Below are 16,287 nucleotides of genomic sequence, written 5' to 3'. Positions count from 1 at the left end.
CAATGAGAATGGTAGATATCATTGCGAAAAAACGTGACGGAAAAGAATTATCTTCAGAGGAAATTTCTTTCTTTGTCAAAGGTTATACGGACGGAACAATTCCTGACTACCAAGCAAGTGCCTTGGCGATGGCGATTTTCTTCCAAGATATGACGGACCAAGAACGTGCAGATTTAACACTCGCTATGGCAAACTCAGGGGACACAATTGACCTGTCTGCTATCGACGGCATTAAAGTAGACAAGCATTCAACAGGCGGTGTAGGCGATACAACAACGCTTGTACTCGCTCCTCTTGTTGCAGCACTTGATGTACCTGTTGCAAAAATGTCTGGGCGTGGTCTTGGACATACGGGTGGAACTGTCGACAAGCTAGAGGCAGTCAAAGGTTTCCACGTTGAAATTACAAAAGACGAGTTCATCGAGCTGGTGAACCGTCATAAAGTAGCGGTCATTGGACAATCAGGCAACCTGACACCTGCTGATAAAAAACTGTATGCCCTTCGTGATGTAACAGGGACTGTTAACTCAATCCCGCTCATTGCAAGCTCGATTATGAGTAAGAAAATCGCTGCTGGCGCAGATGCAATCGTATTAGATGTGAAAACAGGTGCAGGTGCTTTCATGAAAACACCTGAAGACTCTGAGAAGCTTGCAAAAGCAATGGTTCGTATCGGAAATAATGTTGGCAGACAAACGATGGCTGTCATCTCAGACATGTCTCAGCCGCTAGGATTAGCGATTGGAAATTCCCTTGAAGTGAAAGAGGCGATTGACACGCTTAAAGGCGAAGGCCCTGAAGACTTAAACGAGCTTGTGCTCACATTAGGAAGTCAAATGGTCGTTCTTGCGAAAAAAGCAGAGACACTTGATGAAGCAAGAGAAAAGCTAATTGAAGTCATGAAAAACGGCAAAGCACTTGAGAAATTCAAGGAATTTTTAGAAAACCAAGGTGGAGACGGCTCGATTGTAGATCAACCGGAAAAACTGCCACAAGCACCTTATCAAATCGAAGTGCCGGCAAAAGAATCAGGTGTGATCGCTGAAATCGTCGCAGACGAAATCGGTGTTGCAGCGATGATTCTTGGAGCAGGACGCGCAACAAAAGAAGACGATATCGACCTATCTGTTGGCATCATGCTTAACAAAAAAGTAGGCGATCGTGTAGAAAAAGGCGAATCTCTCGTGACGCTGCATGCAAATCGTGAAGATGTTGCGAATGTCATGGAGAAAATTTATGACAACATCCGCATCGCTGACCATGCCGATGCTCCGACTTTGATTCATACAGTGATTACAGAATAAAGTGAAAAAGACAAAAGTGAAGAATCGCTTTTGTCTTTTTTTATGTAAATTTTAGGTAGTGCTTCTTCTAGATATGATAAGTTAGATGAGTGGGAGGGGATAAACCATGAGAATGCTCAAACTCATTCTCTTTATTTTTGTTGTCTTGATGATCATTGGATTTATCAGCTACTATGTGGGACCAACAACAACACCAAGTTCTTAAGACGAGCAAAAGCTCGTCCCAGCGTGAAGACAAACCCTCGCATTCGGTGTCAGTCCTGCGCGCTGGTGCTCACGAATGTCAAATTCGTTCCGCTCCATTGCTCGTCCTTCCTAGACTGCAAAGGTTTTCTTTCACGCTGAAAAGAAGACAAAGGGCTAAAATAAACTACATTTTAGCCCTTTGTCTACGGTCTGAGACGAGCAAAAGCTCGTCTTTTTTGATTGAAATAAAAAATTTCACTTTATGAAACAAACCTCTTGCAATCATGAAACAATGGGTGTATATTAGTTGACGAGTCAATGATTGATATATCAACTAATTGATCTGAATAGAAAAGAGGGGATGGCATTGACTGCATTTTGCTCTGAAGAAGCAGAGGTATTATATCGTTTGCAGTGTGTGAACCGTATGATGGGCGTGAAGTTCGAAGCATGCACGGGCATCAGCCAATCAAGACTAGAGTTGCTATCACTGTTATTTCAAGCAGACGAAATCAGCCAGTCAGATTTGCAGAAAAAAGTAAATATTGATAGTGCGGCTGTGACGCGTCACTTAAAACAGTTAGAAACAAAAGGAATGGTCACGCGCAGAAGAAAGCCAGAAGATAATCGAGTCACGCTTGTTCGTCTGACAGAAGAAGGCAGAACAAGAATCGAAGCTTCTAAAAAAGAAAAAGAACGATTTATCTCAGAAATGCTTGAAAACGTAAGTGACGAAGAACGAAAGCTTCTCACTGATGTGCTCATCCGAATACAACAAAACATCGAAAAGATTCAAACAACCTAAAGGAGTGTTTCAACATGGCTACAACATTAAAAACAAACGATTTTATGGAAATTATGAAAGGACGCCGCTCCATTCGTAACTATGATCCAGCAGTGAAAATTAGCAAAGAAGAAATGACGGAGATTTTAGAAGAGGCAACAACAGCACCATCATCAGTGAATGCTCAGCCTTGGCGCTTCATGGTCATTGACAGCCCAGAAGGAAAAGAAAAGCTTGCACCACTCGCAAAATTCAACCAAACACAAGTAGCTACATCATCAGCTGTCATCGCTGTGTTTGCAGATATGAAAAACAATGAATACTTAGAAGAAATTTATTCAAAAGCAGTAGAAAATGGCTACATGCCGCAGGAAGTAAAAGAAAGACAAATTGCTGCATTAACTGCACATTTTGAAGCTCTTCCAGAGCAAGTGAATCGTGAAACGATCTTAATTGACGGTGGACTTGTGTCAATGCAACTGATGCTTGCTGCTCGTGCGCATGGCTATGATACAAACCCAATTGGCGGATATGACAAAGAAGTCATCGCTGAAACATTCGGCTGGGATAAAGAGCGCTATGTACCAGTTATGCTTCTATCCATTGGGAAAGCGGCTGACGAAGGTTATGCTTCTTACCGTTTACCGATCGATCGCATCACAGAGTGGAAATAATTTTTAAAAAAAGGGAGACGATCATATGATTATTATTCATGCAGGGATGACCATTCATCCAGAGAAAGAAAACGTATTTCTAGAAGAAATCAACGGTTTAATGAAAGCTTCACAGGAAGAAGCAGGCAATGTGTCCTACAAGCTTTTCAAGGATACAGAGAAAGAAAACACCTTTTTAATGGTAGAAGTGTGGAAAGATGAAGCAGCGGTTCAAAGCCATAATGCAAGTGCACATTTCCAAGCTTTCGTCGCAAAGGCAAAAGAATTTTTAGCCGCTCCACTTGATGTTGTTGCATATCAAGGAGAGCAGCTTTCATAGAAAAACAACAAACACCCTAGGCATTTATAGCCTAGGGTTCTTTTATTTTCGACAATTCGTTCCACCTATTTCAATCTCGTATTGTGCATTTTCCACAAAGTTTCTGAAAATAAAATGTTTTTCGACTTAAGTATATTGGAATATGCTAGAATTAGATATTATTTATTACCAAATTAGGGAGGAACCAATATGAAAAAAGGGAAATGGACGAGCATCGCACTAACAGCTGTCCTCAGTTTAGGCACATTGACAGCTTTCAGCACCCCTCTATCTGCCCACACCTCAGAAAAGTCAACATCCTCAGATGGTGGTCATTATTCAGGTATTCCATTCGACGCAAGTGTTGTCAATGAAGACCGCCTCATCAAAGCCTTGAAAAAACAAGGAAAGATCAAAAAGAATGCCAATGAGGCAGAAACCCAAAAAGCATTAAAGAACTACTTAAAGAAAAAAGAAGAAGCAGCGATGAAACAAAGCGCAAGTACCTTAACAGAAGAACCTGAATTCCTAAAAGAATACAAACAAAATGTACATAATAAACTAGCCAAAAAGAAAAAGTTAAAGAAGCATAAAGGAAAAGAAGGCAATCAAGTAAAGCCGGTGAAAAAGGAAAAATATAAAGGCGACGTCCGTAATGATAAAGTTTTGGTATTATTAGTAGATTTTAAAGATTATAAGCATAATAGTATTAAAAAAGAAGAGACTGATATGTACTATGACAAGTACGATCAGCAGCATTACCAAGATATGCTTTTCGGAAAAAATGGCTACATCGGTCCAGATGGTAAAAGAAAAGTATCTATGAAGCAGTATTATGAAAAGCAGTCCGGTGGAAGCTACACGATTAGTGGAACAGTAGCTGGATGGTATACAGCCAAGCATGAAGCAGCATATTATGGCGGGAACGTACCAGACGAATCAGGCAGTGACGGCAGACCGCGCGAATTGGTGAAAGAAGCCCTCGAAGCAGCGGCAAAGGATCCAAACATTGACCTTGGTGAATATGATCAATGGGACCGCTATGATATGGATGGGGACGGTGTTTATAATGAGCCGGACGGTATCATTGACCACCTCATGGTTGTACACGCTGGCGTAGGTGAAGAAGCTGGCGGCGGACAGCTTGGCTCTGACGCGATTTGGTCGCATCGCTGGTCACTTGGTGATGTATTTGAGATTCCAAACACTGAATCAGAAGTGGGTCAAGGCGGAAAGTTAGGCGCTCTAGATTATACGATTGAGCCTGAAGATGGCGCAGCAGGCGTGTTCACACATGAATTTGGACATGATCTTGGTCTGCCTGATGAATACGATACACAATACACAGGCAGAGGAGAGCCCGTTTCTTATTGGTCTATCATGTCAAGCGGAAGCTGGGCAGGTAAAGTACCTGGTACGGAACCAACAGGTTTTAGTCCATATGCAAAAGAAATGCTTCAAAACTTGCATGGCGGCAACTGGCTTTCTGGAAAAACCATTGATGGTAAGACATTAACAAAAAGCAAAACAGTTTTAATCGATGAAGCAGCAACAAAAGGAACCAACCATGATGCGGTTCGAGTCGATTTGCCAGATAAAGAGATTGTGGTCACTCAGCCTGCACAAGGGCAATATTCATACTTCAGCGGAACAGGTGACAATTTGAATGCTACCATGACGACATCAGGGATTGATTTGTCGAAGGGAAGCAAAGCCGAGCTTACGTTTAAAGCATGGTACGATATCGAAGAAGATTATGACTATGCGTATGTAGAAGTTCGTGAAACTGGGACAGACAAATGGACAACCATTGCTGGTAATATTACGAATGATCGAAATGAGGCAGGAGCGAATGAAGGCAATGGCATCGATGGGAAATCAGATGGATGGGTAGATGCATCTTTTGACCTTTCTGCTTATGCAGGGAAGAAGATCGATCTGCAATTCCGCTATACAACCGATGCAGGATATTCACTGCCAGGTTTATTTGTAGATGATCTAAAGGTTACAGCAGATGGAGCAAAAGTGTGGTCAGATGATGCCGAGGGAACGTCCACGTTCACTTTTAACGGATTCTCTCAATCTAATGGAAAACAATATGCCGCTCAGTATTATTTACTAGAATGGCGCTCTTATGCTGATGTCGATAAAGGCTTAAAGCATATCAAACGAGGAGCAAGTCTGATGAGCTATAATAACGGTTTGGTCGTGTGGTACGTCGATCAATCGTACAGTGATAACTGGGTTGGAAAACATCCAGGGAACGGCTTCCTTGGAGTCGTAGATGCAGATCAACAAGTGTTGAAATGGAGTGACGGCTCTATTGCAGCGACAGGTTTCCAAGTACATGATGCAGCATTCTCTTTGAATCCAAGCACCAAGCTGAATATTGATTATACAGCGACAACAGGCTTAACCTTAGAGGATCGCTATATCCGCCCAACGCGTACATTTAGTGATAAAAAGAACTATGTGAATCCAAATAACCCGGATGCAGGACGTGATGTGCCAACATACGGCCTATCCTTTAAAGTCGTCGGACAAAGTAAGGACCGTTCTGTTGGAAAGGTATTAATTTCTAAAAGCAACTAAACAAAAAGCCGGATTCTATCCATGAATCCGGCTTTTTGATACGTTAAGACATGGATTTTTAGCGTATGACTCGTCTTTGATCGAATGTTTGTTCTTTTTTATTTTGATATCCGAATGAAACCATTATATAATAGAGATTGGAAGGTTTTTCTTTCATTCAATGTTCTTTTTAGTTGTTAAAAAACCAAGAAAGGATGAGCGTTACCAATGAGTTGTGTCACTGCCAAGCAATTAAAGGTGATTCGAGGGACGATGCAGACTTTTTGCAGCCATTTAGAGTATGATGGCCACGGTAAGCTTCATATTAATACCATCATGGCTTTTATTAAAAAGGAATTTGGTGTAAGAAAAATGAAGGACATTCCACAAAGTCGTTTTCATGAGGCGTTAGAGCTGATCCAAGACTTTGATTTATACACGGACAAAATACAAATACGAGACCGTCTATCAGAAAGGAATTCACTAAATTGAATATTTTAGCAATGATTTTAGTAGGAATTGTCGCTTTAGAGCACATTGTCATCATGTTACTAGAAATGTTTTTTATGGAATCAAAAATGGCGAAAAGATCTTTCAATCTGCCTGAACACTTACAAAAGGATCCAAATGTGAAAGTGATGTTTGCTAATCAAGGGCTATACAATGGCTTTCTAGCTGCTGGACTCATTTGGGGGCTCATTCTTGGTTCGAATACCGTAGGATATATGATTCAGCTATTTTTCGTTCTTTGTGTGTTCATCGCAGCAGTATTTGGCGGGGTGACGTCTAATAAATCGATTATCATCAAACAAGGGTTACCAGCTTTTCTTGCATTAATTGCACTTATCCTGGCTATATAATCCTATCAGCGTGATAGAAAACCTTTGCAGTTTAGGAAGGACGAGCATCGGAGCGAATTTGACATGGGTGAGCACCGAAGCGCAGGACTGACACCGAATGCGAGGGTTTGTCTACACAGTAAAGCCGCCCCAGAGGGCGGCTTTTATCTTTTACGCATTCCCATCAAACGAATAATGGACGTAAGACAAAGGGCAACAGCGACAGCCAATATGATTTTTCCATACATGACGCCCGTAAGATTCATTAAAAAGACAGCCAATATGATACAGAGCGTGATGATAATCATCACAATCGAATAGGTTTTCATCTCTTTTTCCACTCCTTTTAAATTCCCTCTAGCGCAAGAGGTCTGTCAATTGTTTCTCATATTATATCATTTCATCACAATTTTACATGAAATTCCCTGTCAATAGAATGTGACAGAATGATTAGATTTGAAGTGAGGCTATATTTTTTAAAAAATCGGGTATAACATAAAGAGTTGTATCCAAGTCTGATTGCTTGATATTTAATTGTGCAAAATATAAAATAGCCACATGATAAATAGAAAGGATGATAAAGTTGAGCAAGAACGTTTTATTAGTATCAACAAGCAGCTCAGAAATGAACGGACACCCAACAGGCTTATGGCTAGAAGAATTGGCCGAGCCATTTCATATTTTTAAAGAAAATGGACTCAACGTGCAAATCGTTTCAATAAAAGGTGGAACAGTACCGATCGATAAAAATTCAATTCCTGAAGGAGTTCCAGCACAATATCAAGATGTGTATGAATTACTTCAAGACACAAAGGCACTGACAGATGTAAACCCAGCTGAGTATGATGGCATTTTCTTTGCTGGAGGACATGGCCCAATGATCGACTTTGCATCCAATCAATTGGTTGCCGATGCGATCTTAGCGATTTCAGACAAAAATGGAGCCGTTGGGGCAGTTTGCCATGGCGTTTCTGCCTTTGTTGATGTGAAGGATCGTGATGGAAAATCATTTATCGACGGCAAGAAAATAACAGGATTCACAAATGAGGAAGAAGATGCTGTTCAGCTGACATCTAAAGTTCCATTTTTATTGGAAACAAAACTTCGCGAGCAAGGGGCAGCATTTGAAAAAGGCGATGCATTTGCGCCATTCGCTGTTGTAGATGGACAAATCATTACTGGACAAAATCCAGGATCAAGTGCAGAAACAGCACGCTTATTTGTCAAAACCATTGCATAAATCATCAAAAAAACCAGTCGTGACTCATACGGCTGGTTTTTTGTTATAAAAATTTCCTAAAAAAGTCCAAAACAAGTATTAGAAAAATGGTAAAATAATCACAGGGTAAAAAACCCAAATTAGGGAAAAGGGGATGTTCCTGTGAGAGCATTTTATGTCAAAATCACCGCCGCCTTACTGTCTATTTTATTGGTCACAACAGGTTTATTTTCACCAGCAATCAATGCAGAAGATGCACCAAAATCAAGTGAAAAAGTATCGCCACTGACTGAAAAAGCCATTCAGCAAGTGCAAGAGTCGTTTGAAAAGCAAGATAAAGGGACTGCGGTTCAACAGAAGGAAGTAAAAAAATCATTTAAAGTAGATAAGAAAAAAGGAATAAGTATTAAACGAAAAGCGGCTGCAGATGGAAAGATGCGTACGTCTGCCGTTCGCTCTATTGATGGACTAGCCATTAATCAATCGGCAGTTTTAAACGAGGAAGATCCAGTTGATTTATGGTTCTTAAGTACATCGTCCCCTCAGGCGCTCATCAGCCGGATTACCTCTCCAAATGCTGATTATTTCGTTCAGTTATTTGTTATTGATTATGAAGAAGGACAAGCTTATCCAACGGATCTGATTCAACCAGCAGGCAGTCTGCTTGCGTTAAGCAATTTACCAGCGGGTGATTATGCGTTTGGTATTACTAGCGGTGGAGACTTTGGAGACTCATATACATTACAGGTGAACGCAAAAAACCCACCAAATTTCACAGGTGCTGAATCCCTATCATCAACATTGCAATACTTTGTTGCTGCGTATGCCAATGGGGATGTTTTCGCAAATGGTACAAAAGTGTATAACAAACAATCTAAGACCGCCGATTATAAATGGGAGCGTGTATTTTATTTCTCATATGATGGAAAATATCAACAGAGAACGCATTCTGTTGACAGTGTAAAAGTGAAAAGTATTTCGGCACCAGTATCGTACTCTGCTCCATATGCGAGTTCCTCTGAGGCCATTCTTGTATACTTAGATGTGGAGACATTATTTATGTATCATGAATCATCGTTTGCTAGTGGGCAGTACTACCATAGCAGCTTTGTTGATACTCTCGGAAAGACAACGCCAAGGCGTTTAGACATTGATGACCTGACAAATTACGGAGATCATATTTTGGCTGTTGATTTAAAGACAGGAAAGCCAATTGATTTCTTCAGTGTCCTTAATTTCTACTATGCAGCAGGGATCGAGAAGCTGCCAACGATCAATACATTGAATTAAGATCGGCGGTTGACATCAAATCGCCACATGTGTAGAGTAAAGATAATTAAATGACAAAAGTCCACTAGGGGAGTCATGTATGACTGAGACAAGAGGAAATCTTGGACCCTTTGAACCTGATCTAGTTTGTACTAGCGGAGGGAAGTGGAGCTGGACCTTGTCTTATTCATGATTGAATCGATAAGAAGGCCGCTCCATTTGGGGTGGCTTTTTCATTTATTCAACTGAAAAAGAGGAGGCTTTTTTTATGACATTTTCAATGCAATTAAGGCAAGAAGCAGAACCATTATTTGAAGCGATTTATCAGCATCCGTTTGTGAGAGGACTAGCAGCAGGAGAACTCGAAAAGGAACAGATCATTCATTATGTCAAACAGGATGCAGAATATTTAAATGCCTTTATTAAAATTTATGCGGCAGCCATTAGCAGATGTACAGACAGAGAGGACATTACCTTTTTCCATCAACAAATGGCTTTTGTCCTTGATAGTGAGACACATCCTCATCAAAACCTTTGCCGAGTGGCAGGTGTCGCTTATGATGAACTGCAAGGTGCATCTTTGGCGCCAAGTGCTCATCACTATATTCATCACATGCTGCAAGTCGCCGAGGAAGGGACGCTAGGAGAAATCATTGCGGTTTTGCTCCCTTGCCCTTGGACCTATTGGGAAATAGGCAAACGAATGCTCAGAGATGTAGAGCCCGATCCTGCCCATCCATTCTATGAGTGGATCACGTTTTATGGCGGGTTAACGGACTCTGTTACAGTGGAGCTTTGCAAACGGCTTGATCAGTGGGCGGAAGAAGCAAGTGAGAAGGAAAAGAAGAAAATGAAACAGCACTTCATCTTAAGCTGTCAGCTTGAGTATAAATTCTGGGACATGGCCTTTACTGTCGAAGAGTGGCCTGTCCAAATGGAGGTGCATTCTTCATGACATGGAAGATGAAAGAAGTCGTTCTTGCTGTCATTTTATCAGTGGCATGCGGAGTTATCTATTTAGGGTGGTCGACGCTTTATTTACCGATTACAGCCCTTGTCGGTCCAGCAGGAGGCAACATCATGTTCGGAATTTGGGTCATTGCCAGTCCAATCGTTGCTTACATTATCCAAAAGCCAGGAGCTGCCCTCATCGCAGAAACAGCTGCCGCCGCCGTGGAATTACTGACAGGCAGCCACTTCGGTCTTTCTGCGCTTTTGATTGGTGTATGCCAAGGACTTGGAGCAGAAATCGCCTTCGCTCTATTTGGCTATAAGCGATATCGTATGTGGACACTCATGTTGTCTGGTGCCTTTGCAGCAGTAGGGGCAATGGCATATAGCCTCATTGCCAATGGATTCGGCTATTACACGCCTCAAGTGTTACTCATGACACTTGTCACTCAAGTCATCAGCGGTATGTTACTCGGCGGTTGCTTGGCAAAGGTTGTGGTGGATGCTTTATCTAAAACGGGTGTGCTGAATCAATATGCCATCATGAAAGAAAAACGAAGTAAGGGTGACCAGCATGGATTCATTTCTCGCGTGCAGTAATCTCACTGTCCGTTTTTATGAACAGGCGAATCCCGTTCTTCATCAAGTATCTCTTTCTATTCAAAAGGGGGAAAAGGTGCTGATATTAGGACCAAGTGGAAGCGGGAAATCTACGCTGATTTCTGTGCTTGCTGGTATTATTCCAGAGCATATGGAAGCTGAAGTACAGGGAGAAGTGATGCGGCAAAGGCATACTGGTGTCATGTTTCAAGACCCAGATTCGCAGTTTTGTATGCACCGAGTCAATGAAGAAATTGCGTTTAGCTTAGAGAATCGATCTGTCCCTCGAGAACAAATGGATGACATGATTCAACATCTCATGAAAAAGGTACAGCTGGATGTTGACCCAAATACAGATATTCATACCTTATCTGGCGGAATGAAGCAGCGGTTGGCGCTTGCTTGTTTACTAGCATTAGAGCCAGATGTCCTGTTCTTTGATGAACCGACTGCACAGCTTGATCCAGCAGGAAGAATGGAGATATTTCAATTGCTTCAGCAGCTTTCGGCTGAACAGAATCAGACGATGATTTTTGTGGAGCATGTGTTAGACGGTGTCATCGAGTGGATGGATCGGGTGATCTTGTTAGATCTTCAAGGCTGTATTATAGCAGATGGAACGCCAAAAGACGTGATGAACACATTTGAGGGAGAAATGAAAGAAGCCGGCATTTGGCGTCCGAAAATATTTCCCGATAAATGGTCCACTATCGTACAAGATCCGTTTCATCCACTGAGTCAAACACTCTTGCAAACCTTTGAGGCGAGAAAAGAACGTCATGAGACATCAACAAATCGAGAGACAATCATTCGCACAGATCATCTACAATTAAGCTACGGGAAAAAAAGCATTATAGATGACCTGCACCTTGATATAAAAGCAGGAGATTGGGTTGCGATCATCGGTGAAAATGGAAGCGGAAAAAGTACGTTTCTTAAACATGTCATCCGTTTAGAACCAATAAAGAAAGGTCACATTTTTTTAAAAGGAAAACACCTGAAAAAGTGGTCTGACCGAACATTATATGAAAAAGCAGGCTTTGTATTTCAAAATCCAGAACTTCAATTTATACAGGACACAGTGTTTGATGAAATCGCATTTGGTGGGAGACAGCGAAATTGGCCAGAGTCTGTGGTGCAAGAAAAAACGAATCAGCTATTGGCAGAGTTCGGTCTAGAGAAGCATAGAGACGCGCATCCTTTCACCTTAAGCTTAGGACAAAAAAGAAGATTAAGTGTTGCCACGATGCTTCTTTTTGATCAGGATGTACTCATTTTAGATGAGCCGACCTTCGGGCAGGATGAGAAAACGGCGAGGGAGTTAATCCGGCGTTTAAAAGAACGTCAACGACAAGGCACCACTATTATCATGGTCACACATGATATGGAACTCGTTGATGAGTGCGCTGATCAAGTGCTTGTTTTTCATCAAGGGGAGCATGTTTATGATGGTACGCCTTTTGATTTATTTTCTCATCAGGAACTTGTCACTTCCTGTGAGCTGAGAGTGCCGTTACATTATCGCTATATGGCTGAAAGAAAGGAAGTGATGACGATTGCAAAGTAATCACTCCTTTCTATCCACTGTAAATCCAGTCATGAAATTACTCGCCCATCTCCTTGCGATGTGCTGTCTGATGGCAATTTCTGATCCTAAAACGACGTTCATCATCTGGCTGTTTGCACTTGGAATTGGACTTGTCCTAGGCGGCTGGAATTTGAAATACCTCATCACCAGACTTGTACCTTATCTGCTCTTTTTCATTCTCGTGTTTTGGATGATCGCGGCCTTTGGCAAGGGAGATCATACAGTTTGGAAGTGGGCATGGTTTCATATCACAGAGGAGAGTTTAAGAAATGGGCTGACCATTTCTTTTAGAATGCTTGGCTTTGTGACATTTGGTCTCCTTTTTACATCAACAACTGATTTGACGGCCTTTATGATGAGCTTAATCCATCAATGCCGAATGTCACCCAAATGGGCATATGGGATGCTGGCAGGCTTCCGGTTTATCCCGTTGTTTCAAAGTGAATTGAAGCAAATGAAGGCTGCACATAAAATTAGAGGTTACAAGCAAAAAAACAGTTGGAAAGCGTTTATACGTTATGCACTCCCTCTTTTCACGCAAGGCGTACGGAAATCTGAACGACTAGCCATTGCGATGGAAGCAAGAGGCTTCACAGGGACGAGGGAGAGAACGTATTATCATGTCATCAGCACTTCATGGATCGACTGCATGTATCTTTTTTTCATCGTCATTAGTGTGTTGATATGCATCTTCTTCTTTTAAAAACAGCCACATTCTCTTGATGGAATGTGGCTGTTTTATATGTCTTAGGTCATTTGGTTGATATTAGTACACATTGCAGGCTGTAATAGATCATATAAAGAACCGATAAAGAGAGTGTACTGAGAAAAAGAGAGGATGAACGTGAGCGAATGTCACAGAGAATTGATAACATAATAGACGCTTTACCAATCGTTGGACTAGCTATGAGAGAGCAGCTAACCTTTTCTGTATTAGGGAAAGAGAAGGTTCTTTATTATCAGCAGCACGGGAACATTGACTTAGGGTTTAAAGCAGGCGACGTTGTAGCTCCCGGGTTCCAAAACTTTTCGATGTTGAAAAATGGGAGAGAGCCATCATTTATCCAGATTCCTAAAGAGGTGTACGGAATTCCTATGGACATCGTCGCCGTCCCGATTAAAGATGACAATGGTCAAGTAATCGCTGCCTTCTGTGTAGCATATGACCAAACGAATCAACAACGATTAGAACACATTATGACGGAAAGTAACGATGCTTCCGAAAAACTAGTCGCGATGGTACAGCAAGTGGCTGCACATTCAGAGGAACTACAAGCGACAAGTGAACAAATTCTACAAAATACAAAAACCACTGTCGAAAATTCCTCTAAAATCAACCAAGTGTCTAATCTCATCAAAGGTATCTCTGATCAAACGAACTTACTTGGACTCAATGCATCCATTGAGGCTGCAAGAGTCGGTGAAGCAGGAGCAGGCTTTGGGGTGGTTGCTACGGAAGTGAGAAAGCTGTCTACTCACGCGAAGCAAGCAACGACTGATATTGAAACAGCGCTAAAAGATGTGCAAGGCTCTATCAAAGGAATGGAAGAAGAAATAGCACAAATCGTGGCTTCATCTGAACATCAAGCAGAACTCGTTGGCACTTTCACAAAAATTATTGAGGGGCTGCACGAAACGAACGAAACGATGAAAACATTGGCAACAGACTTAGTGAATTATCAAGTGAAATAAATAAACGAATCACAAAACCTCCAGCCGTATCGGAGGTTTTTTAACGTGTTGAAGTGAGTTTTTTGTCATGATATTGACCGGTTTTTCACTGACAGGGAAGTTACACTTCTGTATGATAGAAAAAGAGAGACCTGTTTTGATCATTAGACCTATACATAAGGAGGAAGCCCATCTTGACACAATCAGCAAAGCTGCAAGAAGTACTTGCGCCTTACCGTCCATTGTTAGATCAAACTGAAAAACCACTGATTCAATTACAGATAAAACAAGGAAAAACAGGACCATATGACAGCAAAATATCAGGTGATCCTTATTTCCCAAAAAACGACGAATATCCCGTTGATGGAGAAGGCCATCCTATGAAGCTGCTGGCACAAATCAATTTCGGCCAGCTGCCAAAGCTGAAAGATTACCCAGAAACAGGACTTTTGCAAGTTTTTATTTCTGTACATGATGATCTTTATGGGATGAATATTGACCATAAAACAGAGCAAAAAGATTTTCGGATCAAATTTATTGAGGAACCTTTCTTAGCTGAAGAAGACTTATTGACTGATTTTTCATTCGTGAAAATTCCTGACGATTTTTATTTTCCAGTTACGAAGGAAGGTGCAATTACAGGTGAATTATCAAGCGAAACGATCAGTGTAGGGGATTTCCGCTTTGAAAAAGTCACAGGAAAGCAAAGCTGGGATCTATTCGAAGATGCTGTTGGTATTGATGGTGATGAAGCAGATCAATTGCTAGATGAATTTTATGAGACAGCAAGTGGTTTTGGCCATAAAGTTTGCGGATACCCAGGTTTTACACAAGAAGACCCGCGTACCTATGTAGACCAAGAACATACTGTGCTATTATTGCAAATTGACTCAGATGATGAAGTGGACATGTTGTGGGGAGATTGCGGCATTGCCAACTTTTTTATCAAACCAGAAGACCTCAAACGAAAACATTTCGAAAATGTCGTCTATAACTGGGATTGCTCCTAATTTTGTAAAAAACACTCTTTTTGAAGAGTGTTTTTTGTCTATTTTTAGCCTTTTTGCCCCTAAATCGTCATTTCTGAGAGGTAATATGTCATTCTTTCTAGTTGACCGTATCAAAAAAAAATGTAAAATCATCTTAAAGTCCTCTTTTTTGAAAATAATAATAAAATGACATATCAATCAACAATGAAATGCTCGAAAAAGCGGAATGTACTGGGGGGGATCAATTGATCATTTCGAAAGTAATCAACAATAATGTGGTCAGTGCGTATGATGACGAGCAGCATGAGCTGGTCATTATGGGTAGAGGGATTGCGTTTCAAAAGAAAAGCGGAGACCCGATTGACGAAGAACGTATCGAAAAAGTATTTTCCATTCAAAATAAAGATATATCAGAAAAATTCAAAACCCTGCTTTATGATATTCCGATCGAGTATATGCAAGTGTGTGAGGCAATTATCGATTACGCGAGAACGACCCTTAACAAAAATTTAAATGACAGCATCTATGTCACATTAACGGATCATATTACCTTTGCTATTGAACGTCATCAAAAAGGAATGGACATAAAAAATGCCTTGCTTTGGGAAATCAAACGGCTGTACAAAGAGGAATTCATGTGTGGTGTAGAAGCGATTCGGATCATACAGGACAAGCTCAACATCCATCTTCCCGAGGATGAAGCAGGCTTTATTGCGATGCATATTGTCAATGCAGAACTGAATGAGGAAATGCCGAATGTCATTCAAATTACAAAACTGATTCAAGATATTTTGAACATCGTAAAGTATCATTTCCAAATTGATTTGGACGAAGAATCATTAAATTATTTCCGTTTTGTCACGCATTTGAAGTTTTTTGGACAGCGTCTGTTTAACGAAACACAAATGGAAAATCAAAATGAGTTTCTGTATGAAGTGGTAAAGGAAAAAAATACAGCCGCTTTTCAATGTGCGGAGAAAATTAATGACTATGTTCAAAAAGAATACAACCGAAGTCTCATAGAAGATGAGATGTTATACTTAACTTTGCACATCGATCGAGTCATAAAAAGAAAATAAATCAAAAAGAAAGCGTTGACATATCAAAATTAACATGCTAATTTATAACTATAAACTCAATAACCCACAATCTTTTAGGATTGTTACTGGTCAAGCAGGCAAAACCTAAATCATTGTCCCTATCTTTGATAAGGCATGATTTAGGTTTTTTTGTATCTAAAGGCTTATAAAATTGAATAACGATCAATCGCTATGAAGGATTGTTACTGGTTAAGCAGGCAAAACCTAAATATCGATTAATGTCTGAATCGCTATTTTTCGGGCA

General features: G+C 40.8%; 16 protein-coding genes, 1 pseudogene and 1 riboswitch. Of the genes and pseudogenes, 16 read left to right on the top strand and 1 reads right to left on the bottom strand.

What is annotated here, in order from left to right; translation table 11 throughout:
• The first annotated feature begins 2 nt into the window (after positions 1 to 2).
• From FBF75_RS09275 to FBF75_RS09245, 7 genes are all read left to right on the top strand, one after another.
• Positions 3 to 1,304, top strand: a complete 1,302-nt coding sequence (locus tag FBF75_RS09275; RefSeq protein ID WP_039164991.1) for a pyrimidine-nucleoside phosphorylase — start codon at positions 3 to 5, stop codon at positions 1,302 to 1,304.
• Between the two features lie 547 nt (positions 1,305 to 1,851).
• Complete coding sequence (locus tag FBF75_RS09270) at positions 1,852 to 2,295, top strand: MarR family transcriptional regulator (RefSeq protein ID WP_008345718.1); 444 nt, start codon at positions 1,852 to 1,854, stop codon at positions 2,293 to 2,295.
• Positions 2,296 to 2,309: 14 nt separating this feature from the next.
• A complete protein-coding gene (locus FBF75_RS09265; RefSeq protein WP_008345716.1) occupies positions 2,310 to 2,948 on the top strand; it encodes a nitroreductase family protein in 639 nt (212 codons plus the stop codon).
• A 25-nt stretch (positions 2,949 to 2,973) separates the two neighbouring features.
• On the top strand, positions 2,974 to 3,267 hold the full coding sequence (locus tag FBF75_RS09260; protein ID WP_008345714.1) for a putative quinol monooxygenase: 294 nt from the start codon (positions 2,974 to 2,976) through the stop codon (positions 3,265 to 3,267).
• 189 nt (positions 3,268 to 3,456) lie between these two features.
• Positions 3,457 to 5,838: an immune inhibitor A domain-containing protein gene (locus FBF75_RS09255; protein ID WP_008345712.1), complete on the top strand. Its 2,382-nt coding sequence runs from the start codon at positions 3,457 to 3,459 to the stop codon at positions 5,836 to 5,838.
• 207 nt (positions 5,839 to 6,045) lie between these two features.
• The gene (locus tag FBF75_RS09250; RefSeq protein ID WP_008345710.1) at positions 6,046 to 6,309 is read left to right on the top strand and encodes an ORF6C domain-containing protein; all 264 of its coding nucleotides are present in this window, start codon (positions 6,046 to 6,048) and stop codon (positions 6,307 to 6,309) included.
• Positions 6,306 to 6,677 (top strand): DUF1304 domain-containing protein, encoded by a 372-nt coding sequence (locus FBF75_RS09245; protein WP_007498006.1) that lies wholly within the window; start codon positions 6,306 to 6,308, stop codon positions 6,675 to 6,677. Before FBF75_RS09250 ends, FBF75_RS09245 begins: the two co-directional genes overlap by 4 nt.
• Positions 6,678 to 6,820: 143 nt before the next feature.
• On the opposite strand, the pseudogene FBF75_RS09240 reads toward FBF75_RS09245, so the two are convergent.
• Positions 6,821 to 7,015 (bottom strand): annotated as a pseudogene (locus FBF75_RS09240) (hypothetical protein); the annotation flags it as partial.
• 224 nt (positions 7,016 to 7,239) lie between these two features.
• Between FBF75_RS09240 and FBF75_RS09235 the strand changes: the two are divergent.
• From FBF75_RS09235 to licT, 9 genes are all read left to right on the top strand, one after another.
• Positions 7,240 to 7,896, top strand: a complete 657-nt coding sequence (locus tag FBF75_RS09235) for a type 1 glutamine amidotransferase domain-containing protein (RefSeq protein WP_017358640.1) — start codon at positions 7,240 to 7,242, stop codon at positions 7,894 to 7,896.
• 141 nt (positions 7,897 to 8,037) lie between these two features.
• Positions 8,038 to 9,165 (top strand): hypothetical protein, encoded by a 1,128-nt coding sequence (locus tag FBF75_RS09230; RefSeq protein ID WP_136944656.1) that lies wholly within the window; start codon positions 8,038 to 8,040, stop codon positions 9,163 to 9,165.
• Positions 9,166 to 9,221: 56 nt separating this feature from the next.
• Positions 9,222 to 9,325: riboswitch (TPP riboswitch) on the top strand.
• Positions 9,326 to 9,412: 87 nt separating this feature from the next.
• Positions 9,413 to 10,099, top strand: coding sequence for a thiaminase II (gene tenA / locus FBF75_RS09225; RefSeq protein WP_136944655.1), 687 nt, complete (start codon positions 9,413 to 9,415; stop codon positions 10,097 to 10,099).
• Entirely contained in the window at positions 10,096 to 10,695 is a 600-nt protein-coding gene (locus FBF75_RS09220) for an ECF transporter S component (protein WP_019743666.1), read from the top strand. The genes tenA and FBF75_RS09220 overlap by 4 nt, the downstream gene beginning before the upstream one ends.
• Positions 10,670 to 12,262: an ABC transporter ATP-binding protein gene (locus tag FBF75_RS09215; protein ID WP_136944654.1), complete on the top strand. Its 1,593-nt coding sequence runs from the start codon at positions 10,670 to 10,672 to the stop codon at positions 12,260 to 12,262. Before FBF75_RS09220 ends, FBF75_RS09215 begins: the two co-directional genes overlap by 26 nt.
• The gene (locus FBF75_RS09210; RefSeq protein ID WP_024719222.1) at positions 12,252 to 12,986 is read left to right on the top strand and encodes an energy-coupling factor transporter transmembrane component T family protein; all 735 of its coding nucleotides are present in this window, start codon (positions 12,252 to 12,254) and stop codon (positions 12,984 to 12,986) included. The genes FBF75_RS09215 and FBF75_RS09210 overlap by 11 nt, the downstream gene beginning before the upstream one ends.
• Before the next feature lie 149 nt (positions 12,987 to 13,135).
• Complete coding sequence (locus FBF75_RS09205) at positions 13,136 to 13,975, top strand: methyl-accepting chemotaxis protein (RefSeq protein ID WP_008345693.1); 840 nt, start codon at positions 13,136 to 13,138, stop codon at positions 13,973 to 13,975.
• A gap of 173 nt (positions 13,976 to 14,148) precedes the next feature.
• Positions 14,149 to 14,964: a YwqG family protein gene (locus FBF75_RS09200; protein WP_136944653.1), complete on the top strand. Its 816-nt coding sequence runs from the start codon at positions 14,149 to 14,151 to the stop codon at positions 14,962 to 14,964.
• Between the two features lie 224 nt (positions 14,965 to 15,188).
• Positions 15,189 to 16,022 (top strand): BglG family transcription antiterminator LicT, encoded by an 834-nt coding sequence (gene licT / locus FBF75_RS09195; RefSeq protein ID WP_017358647.1) that lies wholly within the window; start codon positions 15,189 to 15,191, stop codon positions 16,020 to 16,022.
• The last annotated feature ends 265 nt before the right edge of the window (positions 16,023 to 16,287 follow it).

Origin of the sequence: Bacillus sp. S2(2019), assembly GCF_005144805.1 — a bacterium.
Lineage (GTDB): Bacteria > Bacillota > Bacilli > Bacillales > Bacillaceae > Bacillus > Bacillus altitudinis.
Note: the sequence above shows the minus strand (reverse complement) of the source record. Positions and strands in the feature narration are given on the sequence as shown.

Coding starts and splice junctions, on each gene's coding strand:
- FBF75_RS09275 (WP_039164991.1), top strand. CDS start 3: ATGAGAATGGTAGATATCATTGCGAAAAAACGTGACGGAAAAGAATTA.
- FBF75_RS09270 (WP_008345718.1), top strand. CDS start 1,852: ATGGCATTGACTGCATTTTGCTCTGAAGAAGCAGAGGTATTATATCGT.
- FBF75_RS09265 (WP_008345716.1), top strand. CDS start 2,310: ATGGCTACAACATTAAAAACAAACGATTTTATGGAAATTATGAAAGGA.
- FBF75_RS09260 (WP_008345714.1), top strand. CDS start 2,974: ATGATTATTATTCATGCAGGGATGACCATTCATCCAGAGAAAGAAAAC.
- FBF75_RS09255 (WP_008345712.1), top strand. CDS start 3,457: ATGAAAAAAGGGAAATGGACGAGCATCGCACTAACAGCTGTCCTCAGT.
- FBF75_RS09250 (WP_008345710.1), top strand. CDS start 6,046: ATGAGTTGTGTCACTGCCAAGCAATTAAAGGTGATTCGAGGGACGATG.
- tenA (WP_136944655.1), top strand. CDS start 9,413: ATGACATTTTCAATGCAATTAAGGCAAGAAGCAGAACCATTATTTGAA.
- FBF75_RS09220 (WP_019743666.1), top strand. CDS start 10,096: ATGACATGGAAGATGAAAGAAGTCGTTCTTGCTGTCATTTTATCAGTG.
- FBF75_RS09215 (WP_136944654.1), top strand. CDS start 10,670: ATGGATTCATTTCTCGCGTGCAGTAATCTCACTGTCCGTTTTTATGAA.
- FBF75_RS09205 (WP_008345693.1), top strand. CDS start 13,136: ATGTCACAGAGAATTGATAACATAATAGACGCTTTACCAATCGTTGGA.